The organism is Novosphingobium sp. BL-A-41-Hi4A-0G (assembly GCF_055521735.1).
The window spans coordinates 2560055-2578105 of sequence record NZ_CM145501.1 but is presented as its reverse complement, the minus strand read 5'-3'; the positions used below and the strand labels follow the sequence as shown (position 1 = coordinate 2578105).

At 62.6% G+C, this 18051-nt stretch carries 13 protein-coding genes, 3 pseudogenes and 1 other annotated feature; of the genes and pseudogenes, 11 read left to right on the top strand and 5 right to left on the bottom strand.

What is annotated here, in order from left to right; all coding sequences use genetic code 11:
- Window positions 1-59: 59 nt before the first annotated feature.
- On the top strand, window positions 60-1721 hold the full coding sequence (locus tag ACZ1JX_RS12515) for a flavin-containing monooxygenase (RefSeq protein ID WP_465123871.1): 1662 nt from the start codon (window positions 60-62) through the stop codon (window positions 1719-1721).
- 164 nt (window positions 1722-1885) lie between these two features.
- On the opposite strand, the pseudogene ACZ1JX_RS12510 reads toward ACZ1JX_RS12515, so the two are convergent.
- Window positions 1886-2128 (bottom strand): annotated as a pseudogene (locus ACZ1JX_RS12510) (DDE-type integrase/transposase/recombinase); the annotation flags it as partial.
- 54 nt (window positions 2129-2182) lie between these two features.
- Window positions 2183-2797, bottom strand: a complete 615-nt coding sequence (locus ACZ1JX_RS12505; protein ID WP_465123870.1) for a TetR/AcrR family transcriptional regulator — start codon at window positions 2795-2797, stop codon at window positions 2183-2185.
- A gap of 142 nt (window positions 2798-2939) precedes the next feature.
- On the opposite strand from ACZ1JX_RS12505, the gene ACZ1JX_RS12500 reads away from it, so the two are divergent.
- The 5 genes from ACZ1JX_RS12500 to ACZ1JX_RS12480 all read left to right on the top strand — a co-directional run bounded on the left by ACZ1JX_RS12500 (window position 2940) and on the right by ACZ1JX_RS12480 (window position 9039).
- Complete coding sequence (locus tag ACZ1JX_RS12500) at window positions 2940-3857, top strand: sugar phosphate isomerase/epimerase family protein (protein ID WP_465123869.1); 918 nt, start codon at window positions 2940-2942, stop codon at window positions 3855-3857.
- Window positions 3850-4254 (top strand): C-glycoside deglycosidase beta subunit domain-containing protein, encoded by a 405-nt coding sequence (locus tag ACZ1JX_RS12495; protein ID WP_465123868.1) that lies wholly within the window; start codon window positions 3850-3852, stop codon window positions 4252-4254. The genes ACZ1JX_RS12500 and ACZ1JX_RS12495 overlap by 8 nt, the downstream gene beginning before the upstream one ends.
- Window positions 4255-4332: 78 nt before the next feature.
- The gene (locus tag ACZ1JX_RS12490) at window positions 4333-6696 is read left to right on the top strand and encodes a TonB-dependent receptor (protein WP_465123867.1); all 2364 of its coding nucleotides are present in this window, start codon (window positions 4333-4335) and stop codon (window positions 6694-6696) included.
- Window positions 6697-6788: 92 nt separating this feature from the next.
- Entirely contained in the window at window positions 6789-7706 is a 918-nt protein-coding gene (locus ACZ1JX_RS12485; RefSeq protein WP_465123866.1) for an alpha/beta hydrolase, read from the top strand.
- A gap of 1 nt (window position 7707) precedes the next feature.
- Entirely contained in the window at window positions 7708-9039 is a 1332-nt protein-coding gene (locus tag ACZ1JX_RS12480) for a family 1 glycosylhydrolase (protein ID WP_465123865.1), read from the top strand.
- 125 nt (window positions 9040-9164) lie between these two features.
- Here the strand turns inward: ACZ1JX_RS12480 and ACZ1JX_RS12475 are convergent.
- A pseudogene (locus ACZ1JX_RS12475) lies at window positions 9165-9637 on the bottom strand (IS6 family transposase); the annotation flags it as partial.
- Window positions 9638-9688: 51 nt separating this feature from the next.
- On the opposite strand from ACZ1JX_RS12475, the gene ACZ1JX_RS12470 reads away from it, so the two are divergent.
- Window positions 9689-10959 (top strand): IS3 family transposase gene (locus ACZ1JX_RS12470; protein WP_465123864.1). Its coding sequence is split into 2 segments (ribosomal slippage): window positions 9689-9977 and window positions 9977-10959, totalling 1272 coding nucleotides; the frame shifts between segments, so codons are not numbered across the junction.
- Window positions 9970-10084, top strand: a sequence feature (AL1L pseudoknot). (Overlaps the previous gene by 115 nt.)
- Here ACZ1JX_RS12470 and ACZ1JX_RS12465 read toward each other — a convergent pair.
- Window positions 10956-11228: pseudogene (locus ACZ1JX_RS12465) on the bottom strand (IS6 family transposase); the annotation flags it as partial. The gene ACZ1JX_RS12470 and the pseudogene ACZ1JX_RS12465 sit on opposite strands and share 4 nt — an antisense overlap.
- Window positions 11229-11401: 173 nt before the next feature.
- Window positions 11402-12643 (bottom strand): TetR/AcrR family transcriptional regulator, encoded by a 1242-nt coding sequence (locus tag ACZ1JX_RS12460; protein WP_465123863.1) that lies wholly within the window; start codon window positions 12641-12643, stop codon window positions 11402-11404.
- Between the two features lie 258 nt (window positions 12644-12901).
- Between ACZ1JX_RS12460 and ACZ1JX_RS12455 the strand changes: the two genes are divergently transcribed.
- The 4 genes from ACZ1JX_RS12455 (at window position 12902) to ACZ1JX_RS12440 (ending at window position 18046) form a co-directional block, all read left to right on the top strand.
- Window positions 12902-15232 carry a TonB-dependent receptor gene (locus ACZ1JX_RS12455; RefSeq protein WP_465123862.1) on the top strand — a complete coding sequence of 777 codons (2331 nt, stop codon included), beginning with the start codon at window positions 12902-12904 and terminating at the stop codon, window positions 15230-15232.
- An 82-nt stretch (window positions 15233-15314) separates the two neighbouring features.
- Window positions 15315-16283, top strand: a complete 969-nt coding sequence (locus ACZ1JX_RS12450) for a DUF7064 domain-containing protein (protein WP_465123861.1) — start codon at window positions 15315-15317, stop codon at window positions 16281-16283.
- Window positions 16284-16325: 42 nt separating this feature from the next.
- A complete protein-coding gene (locus tag ACZ1JX_RS12445; protein WP_465123860.1) occupies window positions 16326-17555 on the top strand; it encodes a phosphotransferase family protein in 1230 nt (409 codons plus the stop codon).
- Window positions 17552-18046 carry a hypothetical protein gene (locus ACZ1JX_RS12440; protein ID WP_465123859.1) on the top strand — a complete coding sequence of 165 codons (495 nt, stop codon included), beginning with the start codon at window positions 17552-17554 and terminating at the stop codon, window positions 18044-18046. Before ACZ1JX_RS12445 ends, ACZ1JX_RS12440 begins: the two co-directional genes overlap by 4 nt.
- Window positions 18047-18051 lie beyond the last annotated feature (5 nt).

Genomic DNA, 18051 nt, shown 5'->3' with positions numbered 1-18051 from the left:
CACCGCACATCAAGCAAGCAACCGCGCGAAGCACGAAGGTTGCGAGGAGAGGACGAGCAATGAACACCACCCAGACCAGCGTGGCCGAACGGCCCGTCACATCCGAAAAGGTCGATTTCGATGCCATCGGCATCGGGGCGGGCTTTGCCGGTCTCGCGCTGATCCATTACCTGCGCGAGGCGGGGCTTTCGATCCGCATCTTTGATCGCGCTGCCGATGTCGGCGGGACCTGGGCGTGGAACCGCTATCCGGGCGCGGCGACCGACAGCGAGAGCTATTACTATTGCCTCGCCTTCTCGAAGGAGATCCTGCAAGAGTGGTCGTGGACCAAGCGCTATCCGGGGCGGCAAGAAACGCAGGCATACCTGCAGTTCGTGGCCGACCGCTGCCACATGTGGCCGCACATTCAGCTCAACACCGAGATCGTCGAGGCGAAGTATCTCGAGGACCGGGGCATTTGGCAGGTTACGACGGGCAGCGGCGAGACCTTTACCTGCAAATACTTCATCAGCGGCATGGGCATGATCTCCGAACCGGTGATCCCGCGCATTCCGGGCATGGACAGGTTCAAGGGACCGCTGTTCCATTCCTCGCGCTGGCCGCGTGAAGGGGTTGATTATGCCGGCAAGCGCGTGGGCATCATCGGTGCGGGCGCGACGACGGTGCAGATGGTGCCCGAACTCGCCAAGACGGCGACCAGCGTCACCGTGTTCCAGCGCACGCCCAACTACATCCTCCCCGCCATGCAGCGCGAGATGACGCCCGAGTGGGAAAAGGAGATCAAGGACAACTACGAGGCTGTGATTGCCAAGTGCCGCGCCCACGTGTTCGGCATGGCTTTCGACAGCCCGGTGGGGCGCAATGCGCTCGACACGCCGCCCGAGGAGCGCCAGCGCATCTTCGAGGAGAACTGGACCGGCAGCTTCCGCTGGGTGTTCGAGACTTTCGACGACCTGCTCGCCAGCCCCGAAGCCAATCGCATGGCAGCAGACTTCATCGGCGCGAAAATGAAGGAGCGGGTCAAGGACAAGCGCCTTGCCGACCTGCTGACGCCGACGTTCGATGACTATCCGCTCTTCGCCAAGCGCCCGCCGCTCGATCACGGCTATCTCGAGGCGTTCAATGAGGATCACGTCCACCTCGTCGACATCAAGAATGACCAGCCGATTGTCGAGATCACCGAGACGGGCGTGCGCACGAGCAAGCACGAGTACGAGTTCGACATCATCGTACTCGCGACCGGGTTCAAGGCCTATACCGGCGCGCTGGAAGCCTTCCCGATCCGGGGCGAGGGCGGGCAGACGCTGGCCGAGAAGTGGAAGTCGCTGTCGGAATGCATCATGGGCGTCTGCGCAGCAGGCTTCCCCAACATGTTCATGGTGACCGGCCCGCAGGCTCCCTTCGCCAACCTGCCGACCTCGATCGAGCAGAACGTGATCTGGATCAGCAAGTGCATCGCCAAGATGGAGCGCGAAGGCATCGACGTATTCCATCCCCGCCGCGAGGCCGAGGAGGCATGGACCGCGCAGACAGCCGATATCCACGGCCAGACGCTCATGGCTGAAGGGTACAAGGTCAATTCGTGGATGATGGGGGCCAACCGCGAGGATAAGCCACCACGAGTGCTGATCTACTTCGGCGGGGCGAACTTCTACTACGACGCGCTCGACAAGTCGGCGGACGAGGGCTTCCCCGAACTGGAATTCGAAAAGCGCGACTAAGCGCGACGGCTCCGGCGCTGCATGGTGCGGCGCCGGACGGGATCAGGCGAGCGCAGGGAGCTGTCAGTTTAAAGCGAAACGTTCCCTGCGGACAAAGTGGTCCCAGAGGCGCGCTGACGTCAAGATGCGAGCGGCTGCCACTCGGCAAGAGTGGCCGAGCGTCGCTATTTGAAAGTCTGTCGGTCGACGAGGTGGCGCTCCTGGGAGAAGGGGTTGTGGAGTGAGGCGTGAACCGAGGCGAGCTTCCTTAGTGCCTTCATCTGCCTGAAGCGGAGCGTGGCACGCTCTCGTCGCCGGAAGGGCAGGTGGCTGTTCTCCACCCGGTTGTTCGCCCATCGCCCGATCTCCTGCTTGTCCTCGCAACCGAGCTCGGTCATCGCGGCGCGATACGAGCGCAGACCGTCGGATCACCAAACATCATCCTGGATCGCAGGGCCCCGTCCAGACATGACAGCGCCAACTCAGGCCATGAGCCTGAGGGCTTGCCGGACAATCTCCGGTGCGAGTTCGTCCGGCATGGGTTCCAGCGGATGTGCGCGTAACATGGCCCGGTTGGTCTGAAGGGCAAAGCCGAAGATCGCGCTCCAGATCGTGGCAATGCGCAGGCTGCGCTCGTGCTCGGACAGATGCTGCGTGGCGCGCGTAACTTCCCGGCGCAGCATCTGAAACCCGATGTCCTGTGCCTCTGCCAGTTCAGGCGCAACCTGAGGGCGGACCAGTTCGCTTTCATACATCAGGGTGAACATGTTCGGGTTGGCTGCGGCAAAGCGGATGAAGTGCAGCAGATTGGCGAACAGCAATCCCTCTGGTGATGCTGCGATGGCCTTCTCTGTTTCGGCAAGCAGCTGACGATATCCTTCAAGTGCGACCGCAATGAGCAGCGAGCGCCTGTCAGGGAAATGATGGTACGGCGCGCCGGGCGAAACGCCGATTTCCTCTGCCAGCTTGCGAATCGAGAGGCCTTCGTGGCCTTCGCGCACCACAAGTTCATAGGCGGCCGCGAGCAACTCGCTGCGCAAGTCATCCCGGTGCGAGGGTTTGCCCCGCCGCTCTCTTGTCGCTGTCGTCCCCGTCATTCCTGCAGCTTTGCTTGCTTTGCACGCGATGCGCAAGCGCGCGCGTTCGCCTGTTGCATTCTTATTGATCGTCGATTAATAGAGGCTCAAATGATCGGTGATTAATAGACCATTCCGGCGCATCGTGATGGGAGAGGCAAGAGTGAGCAGTTTCAGGTACGGCGTTTCGCTGTACAGCTACACGGACGACTTCGGCACGGTGATGACGCTGGACGATGCGTTCGATCACGTGGCAGATACGGGTTCGACCGGCATCGAGATCCTCGGCGAAACGAGCGTGCCGCTCTACCCCGAACCGCCTGTCGCGTGGATCGACGACTGGTTCGCGAAGCTCGACCGCTACAAGCTTGAGCCAACCAACTTTGCCTGCTGGGTCGACACCCGCATCCAGTTGAACCGCAACATGAGCGTTGAGGAAGGTGCAGCCCAGATCGCGCAGGACTTGCGGTTGGGGCACAAGCTTGGGTTCAAGTTCATCCGCCCGAAGTTCGGCGTGATCGACCATGACCTGACGCCCGATCCGATCTGGGAAGGCGCGGTCGAACGCAATCTCGATCTGGCGAACAAACTCGACCTGGTAATTCTGCCCGAGATTCATTCGCCGACGCCGATCCGCCATCCGGTGACCGATGCCTATGTGCAGTTCATCGAGCGTACCGGCACGAAGAACTTCGGCCTGATGATCGACACCGGCATATTCCAGGATCGCCCGATCGATCACTGGGGCGGTGGCATTACCGACGAGATCAAGAAGGGGGCGTTGAGCTTCCTTAATGGCATCCACACGCCGGTCGAGCATCTGGCCGACGTGATCCAGTACGTCCCGTTCATCCAGGCCAAGTTCCACAACATCGACGAGACCCTGCACGATCATCAGATCCCGTGGGAGCGGATCGTGCCGATGCTCAAAAAGCTCGGCTACGCCGGCTACCTCTCGAGCGAATACGAAGGCAAGCGCGATCCGTGGGTGGCGATCGAACAGGTGCGCCGCCAGCACGCGCTGATCCGCAAGCTCGATGAAGAATATGACGCAGCGAACGGGGGCTCGGACAATGCTTGAGCGCAGCCACATCCAGAGCACCGGCTTTCGCAATATCGGCCCAGAGGGCGCACGCACCGGCTTCGAGCTTCGCATCCGACAGGCCAACTACCGCTCCTCGCGGCTGAGCCTGATCGAGGGCGTCGATATCACCGTCGACGGCGTCCTTTACCCGGCCGAGCACAACCTGTTCCGGCTTGGCGACAAGGAATACACCCGTGACGAGATGAACGAGGCGACGCAGACCCGCCTCTACGTTGGCGACCACTTTACGGTTGTGGTCCCCAAGGAGGGCGGGCTGGCACGCGGCGTCCACCTTGTCGGCAGCGCGATCCGTTATCGCCATCCCTATTTTCCACCCGAATTTCAGCCCGCCATCGTCCGCAACGAACGTCACGCAACGATCATCCTGCCCTGAGCAAGGGCAGGGCGCCGGTTGTGCGGACCGGCGGGGCACAACTCACATCCGCACGAAGGTTCTGAGGGAGGATAATCCATGAACATCAGCAGGAAGACCCGGCTCGTCCAGTCGGCATCAGTTGCAGCCATTGCGCTGCTATCTTCAGTACCCGCATTCGCCCAATCCGCGGACGAACAGGCGGCTCCCGGCGAAATCATCGTCACCGCACAGCGCCGCAGCGAGAACGTGCTCAAGGTTCCGGTCAGCGTCACCGTGGTCAGCGCAGATGAGCTGATCCAGCGTGGCGCCAACGACCTGACCGCCGTGACCAAGCTCGCGCCGAGCCTTCAGGTGGCGCAGGACAACACCTTCTCGGTGCGCGGCGTCGGCACGGCAACCTTTGCCAACACCGTCGAAGCCAGCGTCTCGCAGGTCGTGGATGATGTGGTTCTCGGCAACCGCGAATATGCAGCTAACGCCTTCTACGACATTGCCCGCGTCGAAGTGCTCAACGGGCCTCAAGGACTGCTGTTCGGCAAGAACGCCTCGGCAGGCCTTGTCAACATCACCACCAACAAGCCCAAGCTTGGCGAGATGTCGTTCAGCGCCGATGGCGAACTGGTCCAGCGCGCCCGTCCCGGCAAGGATGGCGACGGCTATCAGGTCCGCTCCACGATCAACGTGCCAGTGGGCGACAAGGCCGCGCTTCGCCTGAACGCGATCTACAGCGATCAGGACCCGATTACGGTATCCAATGTCAACCCGGCTGTCCGCAACGACCTCGGGCTGACGAATCTCGGGCTTCGCGCCAAGTTCCTCTATGAGCCCAGCGACAGCCTCTCGGTCTATCTGATCGGCGACTACAATCGCCAGCGCGGCATCACCGGGCGCTACGACATCACCTTCCGCGAATTCGGCCCCGGCAGCGCCTATCCGGCGCGTGGCCTGGTCGCCGGGTCAGAGAACCTGAACTTTGCCGCCGAAGCGCCCAACTATCGCGACAGCGATACGGGCGGCGTACAGGCGAACGTGAGCCTCAAGCTCGGCAACGGCATGGAGCTGACCAGCATCACTGCATGGAAGCAGGCCAAGACCGATTTTCAGTTCGACTCAGACCAGACGCCGTTCAACTTCTTCAGCTTCAACGGTGCCACCCAGAAGTATGACCAGTACTCGCAGGAACTGCGCCTTGCCCTGCCAAGCGGCAATGCGCTGACCGGTCAGTTCGGCCTGTACTATTACCGCTCGATCGGAAGCAACGTGGGCTTCCGTGGCGGCAACACCGGAATTCCGGATTTCGTCCTGCGTGGCTTCCCGTTCTGCATCGGCGCCACCGTCAGCGCCGGTCCGCCGCCTGCCTGCGGCGTCAGCAATACCTCGTTCCTGGGCCAGGACTTCCAGTATCGTCTCAAGAACGACAGCTACGCCGCGTTCGGCCAGCTCGGCTATCAACTGACTGATACTCTCAAACTGACCGCCGGTGCGCGCCTGACGTACGAGAAGGCCCAGATCAACCTGCGCGAGAACTTTGGCAACTACTTCGTGACGCTCGGCGTGAAGAAGAACGTCACCGACCAGACGACCGATGCGACCGACCTCAGCTACAAGCTGGGCTTCGATTGGCAGGCAACGCCTGACCTGATGGTCTATGGCTTCTACGGCGAAGGCTTCAAGGGCCCAGGCTTCTCGAACACGGCTCCCGCTCCCGGTGCCGATCTGTCGGTTCGTCCGGAAATCTCGCGCGGTGGCGAGCTGGGCATCAAGGGCAAGGCGCTCGACGGCGCGCTGACGTTCAGCGTCTCGGGCTTCTACACGAAGTTCTATGACCTGCAGGTCCAGGCCTTCGTGCAGGCGCTGCGCACTTTCGTGCTCGGCAATGCCGCCACGGCGACAACCAAGGGCATCGACTTCTCGTTCCAGGCCCGGCCTTTCGAAGGCCTGACCTTGTCGGGTTCGGCGTCCTATGCCGATGCCACGTTCGACGACTACCCGGGCGCCCAGTGCTACCCGACGCAGACGACCGGTGGCTGCAAGGCGGATATCAATTCGTCATTGCCGGGCTTTGTCGGCACATTCAACGCCAAGGGCTACCAGCTGCCGCTGTCGTCCAAGTTCACGGCGACACTTGGCGCTGAGTATGCCGCGCCGATCACGGACGGGCTAGAGGCGCAATTCGGCGTTGGGTACTACCACCGCTCGCCGCAGTCGGCCGGCATCGGCGCGCCGTTCACCATCCCCACCTGGGACACGATCGACCTGCGCGCCGGAATCAAGGCCGAGAACTGGAACATCAGCCTGTTCTGCAAGAACTGCACAAACGAGATCCGCCCGATCTCGATCGGTTCGGACGGTGGCGATGCCAACCCTGTTGGCGTGGCACCGCCTGTGCTGACGTTGAACCAGCGCTTCAGCTTTGAATCCGTCCGCACCATCGGCGTGCGTGCCGGCATCAACTTCTGATGTAAAAGGGGCCGCTGCCCTCGGGTGGCGGCCCCATTTTCTGCTGTGTCCGGCCAAGATCGGAGCAGCCAGCCACAGAGACGGATGAACTGATGACACTGCCTGCATTTCGGCGTTCGCTGCTTGGCCTTGGCCTCGCCCTCCTCGCAAGCTCATCGGTTCTGGCACAGACCGGCATTTCCACCGAGACAGTTGTCGCGCCCGCTCAACCGAACACCATCACCTTGCCCACGGCCGAAAAGGTCGACCGCGAGGTCTGGCATCCCAGCGACATGGGCCGCTATGCCGTGCGCAATGTCACCCGGCCCACGCTCACCGTGTTCCAGCCCGTCGGCAAGCCATCGCCGGCATCGGTCATCATCGCTCCCGGTGGTGCGTTCCTCGGCCTGGAGATGGACAAGGAAGGCTGGGAAGTGGCGCGCTGGTTCGCCAACCATGGCGTGACGGCCTTCGTTCTCAAATACCGCACCTTGCCGACGCCGCCTGACCAGAAGGTCTTCGTAGGCGAACTCGACAAGATGATTTCCGGGAAGAAGGCCGCTTTCGCGCCGCCTGCCGACACGCCTGCGGAGGCTCTGGCCGATGGCATAGCCGCGCTGCGCCATGTACGCGCGAACGCCGCGCAGTTCGGGATCGATCCGAAGCGGGTCGGGTTCATGGGCTTTTCCGCTGGTGGCTTCCTCACCCGCAGCATGGTGGAGAAGGGCGGCGCTGACCGCCCGGACTTCGCCGCGCCGATCTATCCCAACATGGCTGCCATGACCGTGCCTGCCGACGCGCCGCCGATGTTCGTGGCGATTGCCGCCGACGACTTCCTGCTGGCGCGCGAGAAGGGACTGCCGCTGCTGGAAAGCTATCGTGCGGCGGGCAAGTCGATAGAATTCCACCTGTTTTCCTCAGGCGGCCATGGCTTCGGGGCTGGACCTGTCGGCTCGCCCGAGGAAGGCTGGCTTGACCTGATGTACCGGTGGATGCGCACGCAAGGCCTGCTGGCAACGGAGAAGAAGTGAGATGATCGATCGTCGCAGCGTGATGGGCTCGGCCCTGGCTCTGGGAGCTTCCGCTCTGGCGGGCAGCACCGCGCTGGCACGGGCTGCGAAGATCAGGCCAGTGGAGCCGAAGTTCCCCGACGGCTTCCTGTGGGGCGCGGCGACGGCTGCCCACCAGATCGAAGGCAACAATCTCAACGCCGACCTGTGGGTGATCGAGAACGTCCCCGGCACTATCTTTGCCGAGCGCTCGGGCGATGCGGCAAACAGCTTCGAACTGTGGCCGGTCGATCTCGATCTGGTGAAGGGCATAGGCCTCAATTCCTATCGCTTCAGCCTGGAATGGGCGCGGATCGAGCCGGATGAAGGGCATTTCTCCAATGCCATGCTCGATCATTACAAGGCGATGATCGAGGGTTGCCGGGCGCGGGGACTCAAGCCGGTCGTCACCTTCAATCACTTCACCACGCCGCGCTGGTTTGCAGCCAAGGGCGGCTGGCACAATCCTCAATCGCCCGCGCTGTTCGCCCGCTTCTGCGACCGGGCGGCACGGCATCTTGCGGCAGGAATCGAACTCGCCACGACATTGAACGAGCCCAATCTGGCTGGCGTGATCGGCGAGATCCTGCCGCCGCAACTGATGGCAGGCGACAAGGCGACGCAAGAAGCGGCAGCGAGGCAGCTTGGCGTCGCGCTCTACACGCCGGGAGTAGCGCTCTACATCAAGGAACCGAAGACCTATCGCGCCAATATGATGGAAGGGCATCGCCAAGGCCTGACCGCGATCAAGGCGGTGCGGCCGGACCTACCAGTGGGCGTGAGCCTCGCGATGATCGACGACCAGGCGGTCGGCAAGAACTCGATGCGCGACCGGATCCGCGAGCGCTACTACAACGAGTGGTTGCGCCTTGCGGGCGAGACCTGCGACTTCATCGGTGTGCAGAACTACGAGCGCAAAGTCTGGAACGACAAGGGCGAACTGCCGCCTTCTGCCGATGCGCCGCGCAATACCGGCGGCACTGAAGTCTGGCCCGGGTCTCTGGCGGGGGCGGTGCGCTACGCTCACGAGGTGACGAAGCTGCCGGTCTATGTCACCGAACACGGCGTCAATTCCGACGACGACGCGTTGCGCCAGTGGTTGATTCCCGAAGCGCTTACCGAACTGAAGCGTGCAATCGACGATGGTGTGCCGGTGCGCGGCTATATCCACTGGTCGCTGATCGACAATTTCGAATGGGGCTTCGGTTACAAGTACCGGTTCGGCCTTCACTCGTTCGACAAAACCACCTTCCAGAGAACCGCCAAAGCCAGCGCAGCAATTCTGGGCAGAATTGCGCGGCGAAATAGTCTCTGAGAGGGACCGACCTGCGGGCTGATAGGGGCGTGACAAGTCGCAGACTGTTCAACGGTCCGTCTGGAGGTGTCAGTCTGATGCGAAACGTTCTCTGTGGACAAAGCGTCCCTGTTGTAGGCCAGATCTCAGCTTGCAAGCGCCTGCCACTCGGCCAGCGCGGCCGAGTGGCGAAGCTTGTAGGTCTGGCGGTCGACTAGGTGGCGTTCCTGTGAGAAGTGCCTGTGAGAAGTGCCTGTGAGAAGTGGTTGTGGATCGAGGCGTGCACTGAGGCAAATTTCTGCAGCGACCTCATTTGCCGAAATCGCTGCATGGCTCGCTCTCGTCGGCGGAATGGCAAATGCGAATTCTCGGCCCGGTTGTTTGCGTGGCGGCCAACCTCACGGCGCTGTTCGTTGCCGAGGTCCTTCATCGCCGCCGGGTAGGGTTTCAGGCCGTCAGTCACGATCGTTTCTGCCCGACCGTGCCGCTTCAATGCCTTGCGCATGAAGCGCAAGGCAGCCGCCTTGTCGCGACTTTTAGTGACGTAGGATTCCAGGATTTCGCCCTCCTGGTCCACCGCCCGCCAAAGGTAGTGCATCTCGCCGTTGAACTTCACGTAGTGAAGCGTCCCGGGTTTTCCGGAGGCTCCTATCTGTGAGAAGGAGCTGTGATGAGCGCTACAAGGAACAAGTTTTCGCCTGAGTTTCGCGACCGTGCCGTGCGGATGGTCGATGAGCATCGAGGGGATTATCCGTCGGAGTGGGCGGCGATGACCTCGATCGCCGGGAAGGTTGGCTGCACGACCGAGACGCTGCGCCGCTGGTGCCGCGAGGAGGCGAGCCGACGAGCGGGGCCAGTGGCGCAGGCCGCCACTGACCGGGAACGCCTCAAGTTGCTGGAGCGGGAGGTCAAGGAGCTACGGCGGGCCAACGAGATCCTGCGCAAGGCTTCCGCGTATTTTGCGATGGCGGAGCTCGACCGCCACGGCAGATGATGATGGCGTTCATCGACGCCCATCGCGAGGACCTGGGTATCGAGCCGATCTGCCGTGAACTGGCGATCGCCCCGTCCTCCTATCACGAGCATGCTGCCCGCCTTGCCGATCCCGGCAGGCGACCGGCTCGGGCACGACGGGACGATGAGATGCGGGCACAGATCAAGCGCGTCCATGAGGCCAGCTTCGGTCTCTATGGGACGCGCAAGGTCTGGCACCAGCTGCGGCGCGAAGGCGTGGTGATCGCCAAGTGCACAGTGGAACGCCTGATGGCAGCCATGGGGCTGGCAGGTGTGCGGCGTGGCAAGAAGACTATCACCACGGTCGGCGATCCGAAGGCGCCATGCCCGCTGGACAAGGTCAACCGTGAGTTCCGCGTCAGTCGCCCCAATGCCCTGTGGGTGGTCGACTTCACCTACGTCCACACCTGGGCAGGGTTCGTTTACGTAGCCTTCGTGATCGATGCCTATGCCCGACGGATCGTGGGCTGGAAGGTTAGCAGCTCGGCGACCGCCGGCTTCGTCCTAGATGCCCTCGAACAGGCGATCCACGCCCGCCGCCCCGGCCCCGATGACGGACTGATCCACCATAGCGACCGGGGCGTTCAATACCTTGCCATGAACTACACCCAGCGCCTCGCCGAGGCGAACCTTGTGCCGTCGGTCGGCAGCGTCGGCGACAGCTATGACAATGCCTTGGCCGAGACGATCAACGGCCTCTATAAGGCCGAAGTCATCTGGCGGCAGCGGTCATGGCCCAGCGTGTCAGCCGTGGAAATGGCAACCCTGCGCTGGGTCGATTGGTTCAACAACCATCGCCTGCTCGGCCCCATCGGACACATCCCGCCTGCTGAGGCCGAGGCCAACTACTATGCAGCCAACGAGACCCTCGATTTGGTGGCATGTCCCAATTCAAACTGCCTCCGGAAAACCCGGGACGCTTCATAGACCTCGTCGAGGTGCCACTTCCAATGCCGGAAACTGCGCATGCGGCTCACGCGCTGGCGCCGGATGTCGGCCGCGAACATCGGCCCGAACCTGTTCCACCATAGCCGCACCGCTTCGTGACAAATGTCTATGCCGCGCTCGAACAGCAAATCCTCCGCGTTTCGCAGGCTTAGCGGAAAGCGAACATACAGCATCACCATCAGGCGAATGACCTCAGGCGAGGAATGGAAATAGCGGAACGGATTTTCTGGTTTGCGAGGGCGGCCCATAAGCGGATCCTGCAATCCACCTTCATCCATCGCTAGTGGTGCATTCCTTTTGATGGTGCCGTTGAAATAGCGGAAGGGGCTCGCAGATTTGCGCAATCTTGGCATGGGGTGAAGGTAGCGAACTGAGCGTTCATCTCCAAACGGTGCGTTAGGTTTGTCAGTGCCCTTCGGTGCTATGGCTGCCGAACCGGAAAAAGCATTGCCGCAGCATCTGCAACGAGGACCGGCGCTGCAAGTTGGAAACGGACGCGCAGGTGGCGTAGCAAGGCTTCCGATTTGATCCATATGCCGAAGGCTGCCGCATGGTCGCGGTGAATCGCGCCGCCCGTGGAAGGGAGCGCCTGGCTCACGCGGTAGGTTCCCCAGCCTTCAAGCCCACGCAAGTAGGTAACCAGCGGCATTAATTCGGGATTGTTGCAAGCGAGCAGGCAGGCACTTGCCGACAGCAGCGAGACGCTGATGTAGAATCCATTCGAACCATGGTCTGACACGTCAAGCATGGCTTCAAGTGCGTCGAACCATTCGCCGAGCGATTTGGGGAAGGTTGACTGATCGCCACCCGGATCGAGTTGCGGCGGGATGCCTTGCACAAGTGCACGCCAGATTGCCTGGATGGTCAGGGTCTTCATGTCGCCGAAGTGGTAGGCGATCAGCGAGCCCGAGACGCCTGCGCGGGAGGCCAGCGACCGCTGGTTGAGCTTGCGGATGCCGCCCTCATTGATAATCTCGACCGCGCAGGCAAGCAGGTGTTCGGCCATTGGCAGCGTGGATTCGGGCAGGGAAGGCGCGCGCACGGCAAAGGGCTGCACGTCCAATGCCATGCTGACGCCGCCGCTCTTCCGCTCGTTGCCGTGCTCGCGGGTAACGGTATCGCAAAGGGCTCGGCAGGTTTCCGCGAGCAGCATCCGGTATGAGGCCGAATCGGTGAGCGCGTGGGCATAGAAGCCCTCCATCAGCAGGTAGCCGACCAGGAGCGGCGCAAAGGCGGCATCGATCCCGAGCCGAACGAGCAGCTGCCGCCACTGATCCACACGCCTCTCGTGCCAGCGTCCGATGGATTCTGCGGATTCGGGATAATCGCGCAGATTGATCAGCATCTCGGACAGAAAGCGTGCCTCGCACCGCGATGCGCGCAACTGGACGCATGCTGCCATTACATCCGCCAGCGCGTCGTGCCCTGAGACGAGAGGGAAGGCGTCTTCGGTAAAGCGCTGCTGGAACGCTTCGTCCAGCGCGATTGCCTGCGAGACGGCGGCGGCGAAGAGTTCGGCCTTGCCGGCGAAGTTCTGGAAGATTGCCGTGGTGGAGACCCCTGCCGCCGTGGCGATCTGCCGGAGCGAAAGGCGCTCCAGGCCGCTTTCGGCGCCCAGCGCGATCGTCAGTCTGAGGAGGTCTTCATGCAGGTCAGATGGCACTCGTTCGGCTTCCGGCAATGGTCATCTTCGTTATGGGCAGGAACCATCATCCCGTCAACGCTGCTATCGGGAAAACGTATGATCATCAAAATGTTTCCTTTCAAACCCATATAAATCAGGATAAATGGACGAAACAGGCCGATGCAGAAAACGGTTGATCTAAAAATAAACAGCTTTATCGTTATAGGCGTGATGAGTCGGATGAGGCCGTGAAAGCGGCCAAAAACAGGGACGGCTCCCGCGTCGAAGGAGGGAAGGATGTTGAAGGACTTGCAACGCGCATTGCTGGTGGGCTCGGCCCTTGCGTGCGGTTTTGCGCCGGGCGTTGCCATGGCGCAGGCAGCAGCACAGGCGGCTGACGAAGCCCCGGCTGCAGGATCGGAAGAAATCGTGGTCACCGCGCAGCGTCGCAGCGAAGCGCTCGGGCGCACGCCAGTGGCCGTCGCGGTTGTCGGTGCCGAAGCGCTGACCAAGCAGGCCGTCACGTCCGAGCGTGACCTTCAGTTCGTGGCACCGGGCCTGATCGTCCGCAGCAGCCAGAACGATAACCAGCTGAACTATTCGCTGCGTGGCCAGACGGTCGACGCCTACACCAGCTCGCTGCCCTCGGTCCTGCCCTATGTCAACGAAGTGCAGGTGGCGACCGGTGGCGGCTCCACTGCGTTCTACGACCTCCAGTCGGTCCAGGTCCTCAAGGGGCCGCAGGGCACCCTGTTCGGCCGCAATGCCACAGGTGGCGCGGTGCTGTTCACCACTGCAAAGCCGACGCGCGAGCTAAGCGGCTATGGCGCAGTGCGCTATGGCCGGTTCAACGACGTTCAGGTCGAAGGCGCGGTCAGCGGGCCGCTGGTCGAGGACAAGGTTCTTGTCCGCGTGGCGGGTTCGTACCGCAACCGTGACGGCTATCAGCACAATCTGTTCTACGACACCGACGAGGGCAAGATCGATCGCCTCGGCCTGCGCTTCAGCCTTTCGATTATGCCCGATGGCCCGATCAGCAACGATCTGGTGGTGGACTACTTCCGTTCGAACGGCTCGAACATCCAGCCGGTCGTGTCCTATGTCGTGCCGGTGGCAAACAACGTGCCGGGCAACCCGTTCGTGCCCAACAACGTGTTCTTCCCTGACCTCGTCAACTTCGGCAAGGAACAGCAGAAGCGCGGGCCCTTCGTGGTCGACGTGGACTCGCTGAGCGTGTTCCGCGCCCGCAACTGGGTGGTCTCGAACATCACTTCGGCCGAGCTGAGCGACAACGTCAAGCTGCGCAACGTCTTCGGCTATTCCCGGTCGAAATCGTTCAGCGCGAGCGACATCGACGGCACGCGCTTTGGCATCGACGGTCGCGGCAATTCGACCACGGGCGCTTTCGGCGGCGACAGCAAGATCGAGCAGGTTTCCGAAGAACTGCAGCTGCAGGGCAAGGCCTTCAACGAGAAGCTGGAGTACGTGATCGGCGGCTACTATGCCCACATCAAGGATCACCTGCGCAACACCAGCTTCATCCTGAACGGGCTGGGTCTGCCGCCGCAGATCAACGCCGGCACCACCACCAGCGAGACGTTCGCAGGCTATGCCCAGGCAACGCTCGACACCGGGTTTGCAGGCTTCAAGCTGACCGGCGGCCTGCGCTACACTTCGGAGAAGATCAGCTTCGTCCGCGATCCGGACGACCAGTGGACCGTCACCGGAAACCCTGTCTATGCGCCGTTCTATGCCGATGGCCGCTTCATCACCAATCAGGAAGACACCTTCAAGAAGGTGAGCTGGACCGCAGGCCTGCAGAACCAGGTCAACAGCAACCTGATGCTCTATGCGATGACGCGCCGTTCGTTCCGCAGCGGTGGCTTCAACTTCCACGCTCCGCCGACGCCGGGCTTTGCCAACACCTCGGGCGGCGAGTTCCGTCCGGAAGTGGCGACCGACGTCGAACTGGGTGCCAAGTTCAAGGGCGATGCGGGCGGCATGCCGGTCCGTCTCAACCTCGCGGTCTACAACATGTGGGTCGAGAACATCCAGCGCGCCAACTATGTCGCGGTCTATGGTGCTCTCGCCGGGATCACCGTCAACGTGCCCAAGGCCAAGATCACCGGCTTCGAGCTTGACGGCATGATCCAGCCTGCCGAATGGCTCACGCTGAGCGGCAGCCTGAACCACACCGATGCCCGCTTCACCGACAATCGCGTTGCGGTGCTTGGCACCAACGGCGGCACCAGCTTCGCCACTTTCGACACTTACCCCGATACCCCGCGCTGGTCGGGCACGATTGCGGCCGACATCACCCTTCCGGTGACCGATGGCTGGAACGTGACCGCGCACGGCGATGCCTATCACCAGTCGTCGAACTACTTCAGCTCGACGGGCCTTTCGCTCAACCCCAACACGAAGATCGACGGGTACACGCTCGCCAACTTCCGGCTCGGGATCGAGGAGCAGGATGGCCGTGGCTGGTCGTTCTCGGGTCTGGTCAAGAACGCCTTCAACAAGACGTTCTATACCGGCGGCGTCGGCTTCGCGAGCCTGTTCGCGCTGAACTTCGTCATCCCGGGCGAACCGCGCACCTACATGCTCGAAGCGCGGTACCGCTTCTGATGCACCAGGCAGGCCGGTGTTCCCTTGTGCCGGCCTGCCGCCCCTTTGTGACCCATTCCCGTTCCTCTGGAAGTCCTGGTCGATGATCACCGCCGAAGACTACAAGTTCCACGACCGCGATCCGGCTGACGACACCTGGACCGAGACGATCTTCCAGATATTCTCGGTGCCCGAGTTCGGGATCAGCGGGAATCTCTACTGCGTGGCGCGGCCGAACCTTGGGGTCTGCCACAGCTCGATCGAGATACACCAGGGCATGTGCTTCCACCCCTGGCAGCTGCATCACAACGATGCGCAGATGCACTTGCGCTGCCCGGAGGACTATTCGGACTTCACGCTGGCCAACGGGCTCAGCTTCAAGGCGCACAGCGAGCGCGAGCATGACTGGCGCTATGAATCGCGCGACGGGATCTGCTCGCTCGAACTGCACTATTCGGCGATCTGCGAGCCGACTGATGCGCGCGATCCGGCGCAGGTGCCGCAGGCGGCAGGCAGCCACGTGCAGGGCTACAGCGGCTGGAACAACGGCCATCTCGAAGGCAAGGGCCGCGTGACAGGAACGCTGCGCCTGCGCGACAAGACCTATCAGGTCGATTGCATCGAAGGCGTTAACAAGAGCTGGGGCCCGCGCAATGACTGGGGCAACAAGGGCGCGACCTGGATCCATGTCGATCTTGGCGAGGACGTCCGGGCATTCCTGATCCTCGACATCGATTTCCAGGGCCGCGACATGGTCTATGGCGGGCTGCGCTACGGCTACGTGCTGGTCAACGGCGAGCGGCGCCCGCTGATGTCGGCGCAGATGGATGCCAAGCGCACCGACATGCTGGTGACCAGCGCCAACGTCCGCTTCGTCGACGACCGGGGCGAGGAATACTTCGCGCGCGGCAAGAGCATTGCGGCAGGGCCGTGGTACAATTTCAATCCGTCGAGCTGCGGGTACCAGGTGCTGTTGCGCTGGGAGTCCGGTAGCCGCGCAGGCTATGGACACATCGCCGATTTCGTTGGCCAGTATGCGCTGTCGCTGAACATGGCGGATGCGTTGTACTAGAAGCGACGAACGAAAAGACGGGTCCGGGCTGGGAGAGAAGACATGGCCGGCGAATACGAGATTATCGACGAGGCGCGGCGCCGCCATCCTGACGAGGCGACGATTGACGCAATCCGCGCACGCTATCCGGTGGAGCGCGAGATCGACACGGTGCTGACGCGCAAGATGCACCGCCGCAACGGTCCGGGTTATGAAGGCGTGACGCTCGAGCGTCTGCTCGACGGAACCAAGGCGCTGATCGCGGCACGGCTGGGCACGCCGGTCGAGATCGTCAACGGGCGCTGGCTTTCGGGCGGCGCTTCGAAGCTGCAGGTGCTGTTCGATCTGCGCTGGCCCGAAGGCACCGCGAAGGCCGGGCAGGAAGAGCGCATGGTCCTGCGCATGGAACCGGCGGCTTCGGTCACCGAGTCCAGCCGTCATCGCGAATTCGAGGTCCTGCAGGCGGTCGAGGGGATCATTCCTTCGCCCAAGCCCTGGTGGGTGGACGGCGAGGGCGAATTCCTGCCCTATCCGGCGATGATCTATGGCTTCGTCACGGGTGCGGCCAAGCCTTCCTACGATTCCGGCAAGGTCTCGGGTCTCGGCCAGAACTACGGCCCGGAACTGCGCGCGAAGCTTGCGCCCGACTTCGTCGGCCTGCTGGCCAGGCTGCATCGCATCGACGTTGCCGCCGCAGACGGCCTTGCGCATTTCGAACGGCCGCAGGTGGGATCGAACCATTCGGTGATCCGGCAGGTCAACGCCATGCGCCGGGTGTGGGAAGAGGACCGCGTAGAGGAGGAGCCGGTGCTCGAGGTGGTCTATCGCTGGCTCGTGGCCAATGCGCCCGCGCTCGATCACGTCTCGATCGTCCACGGCGACTATCGCAGCGGCAACTTCCTGTTCGACGAGGCCGAGGGACGGATCACCGCCTGGCTTGACTGGGAAGGCGCGACGCTGGGTGACCGGCATCAGGACCTGACTTACGCGGCGATGCCCTCGTTCTCGCATTATGCCGAAGATGGCGCGACGCAGCTGGGCTCGGGCATGATGTCGGCCGATGCGCTCTATGCCGCCTATAGCGAGGCTTCGGGGCTCTCGGTCGATCCGGTGAGGCTGCAGTACTACAACATCTTCAACCGCTATCTGATCGCGGTGCTTACGCTGGCCGCCTCGGCGCGCGCCTCGCGCATGAGGGGCACACATCAGGACGTGCTGGTGAACTATGTCGTCGCGGTCGGCTATGGCGCGCTTTCGGACTTGCGCGAGAGCTTCATGGAGGTCGTGCGATGAACCTCGGACTGGACGTACAGCTGCAGGTTGCGCTGCGGGCGCTGGAAGAAGTCGTGGCGCCTGCGCTCGGCAATGCCGAGAAGCACGTGGTGGAGCAGTTGCACCTTGCCATCGCCACGATCGGCTTCGTCAAGACCCGCCTGCCCGATGCCCGCCGTTATGCGCGGATGGAGCTGGCCGCGTATGTGACGCTGGCAGAGCAATCACTCGCCCGCGCCGGCAGCGCCGATGCCCTGGCCGCAGCGCTCGAAGGCGCGCGGGCCGTGATGGCGAGCGCCGAGGCCGATACTGCCGGGATCGAGGACGCCTGCCGTGCCCTGCGTGACGAGGTGACCGCGCTTGGCAGCCGCTGCACTGACCCCGCCGTGCGCCGGGACCTCGATGCGCTGGTGCTCGATCATGGCGCTGCCATGGTGGCGCAGGCGCGACAGTGGACCAGCCCCTTCGGCTTCGAGCTCAAGCCCGAGGACCTTCCCCCGCCCGCATGGTGAAGCGC

Excerpts from the sequence above, each read along its gene's own strand:
- ACZ1JX_RS12445 (WP_465123860.1), top strand. The coding sequence starts at position 16,326 with ATGGCCGGCGAATACGAGATTATCGACGAGGCGCGGCGCCGCCATCCT.
- ACZ1JX_RS12485 (WP_465123866.1), top strand. The coding sequence starts at position 6,789 with ATGACACTGCCTGCATTTCGGCGTTCGCTGCTTGGCCTTGGCCTCGCC.
- ACZ1JX_RS12495 (WP_465123868.1), top strand. The coding sequence starts at position 3,850 with ATGCTTGAGCGCAGCCACATCCAGAGCACCGGCTTTCGCAATATCGGC.
- ACZ1JX_RS12515 (WP_465123871.1), top strand. The coding sequence starts at position 60 with ATGAACACCACCCAGACCAGCGTGGCCGAACGGCCCGTCACATCCGAA.
- ACZ1JX_RS12455 (WP_465123862.1), top strand. The coding sequence starts at position 12,902 with ATGTTGAAGGACTTGCAACGCGCATTGCTGGTGGGCTCGGCCCTTGCG.
- ACZ1JX_RS12440 (WP_465123859.1), top strand. The coding sequence starts at position 17,552 with ATGAACCTCGGACTGGACGTACAGCTGCAGGTTGCGCTGCGGGCGCTG.
- ACZ1JX_RS12480 (WP_465123865.1), top strand. The coding sequence starts at position 7,708 with ATGATCGATCGTCGCAGCGTGATGGGCTCGGCCCTGGCTCTGGGAGCT.
- ACZ1JX_RS12450 (WP_465123861.1), top strand. The coding sequence starts at position 15,315 with ATGATCACCGCCGAAGACTACAAGTTCCACGACCGCGATCCGGCTGAC.
- ACZ1JX_RS12505 (WP_465123870.1), bottom strand. The coding sequence starts at position 2,797 with ATGACGGGGACGACAGCGACAAGAGAGCGGCGGGGCAAACCCTCGCAC.
- ACZ1JX_RS12490 (WP_465123867.1), top strand. The coding sequence starts at position 4,333 with ATGAACATCAGCAGGAAGACCCGGCTCGTCCAGTCGGCATCAGTTGCA.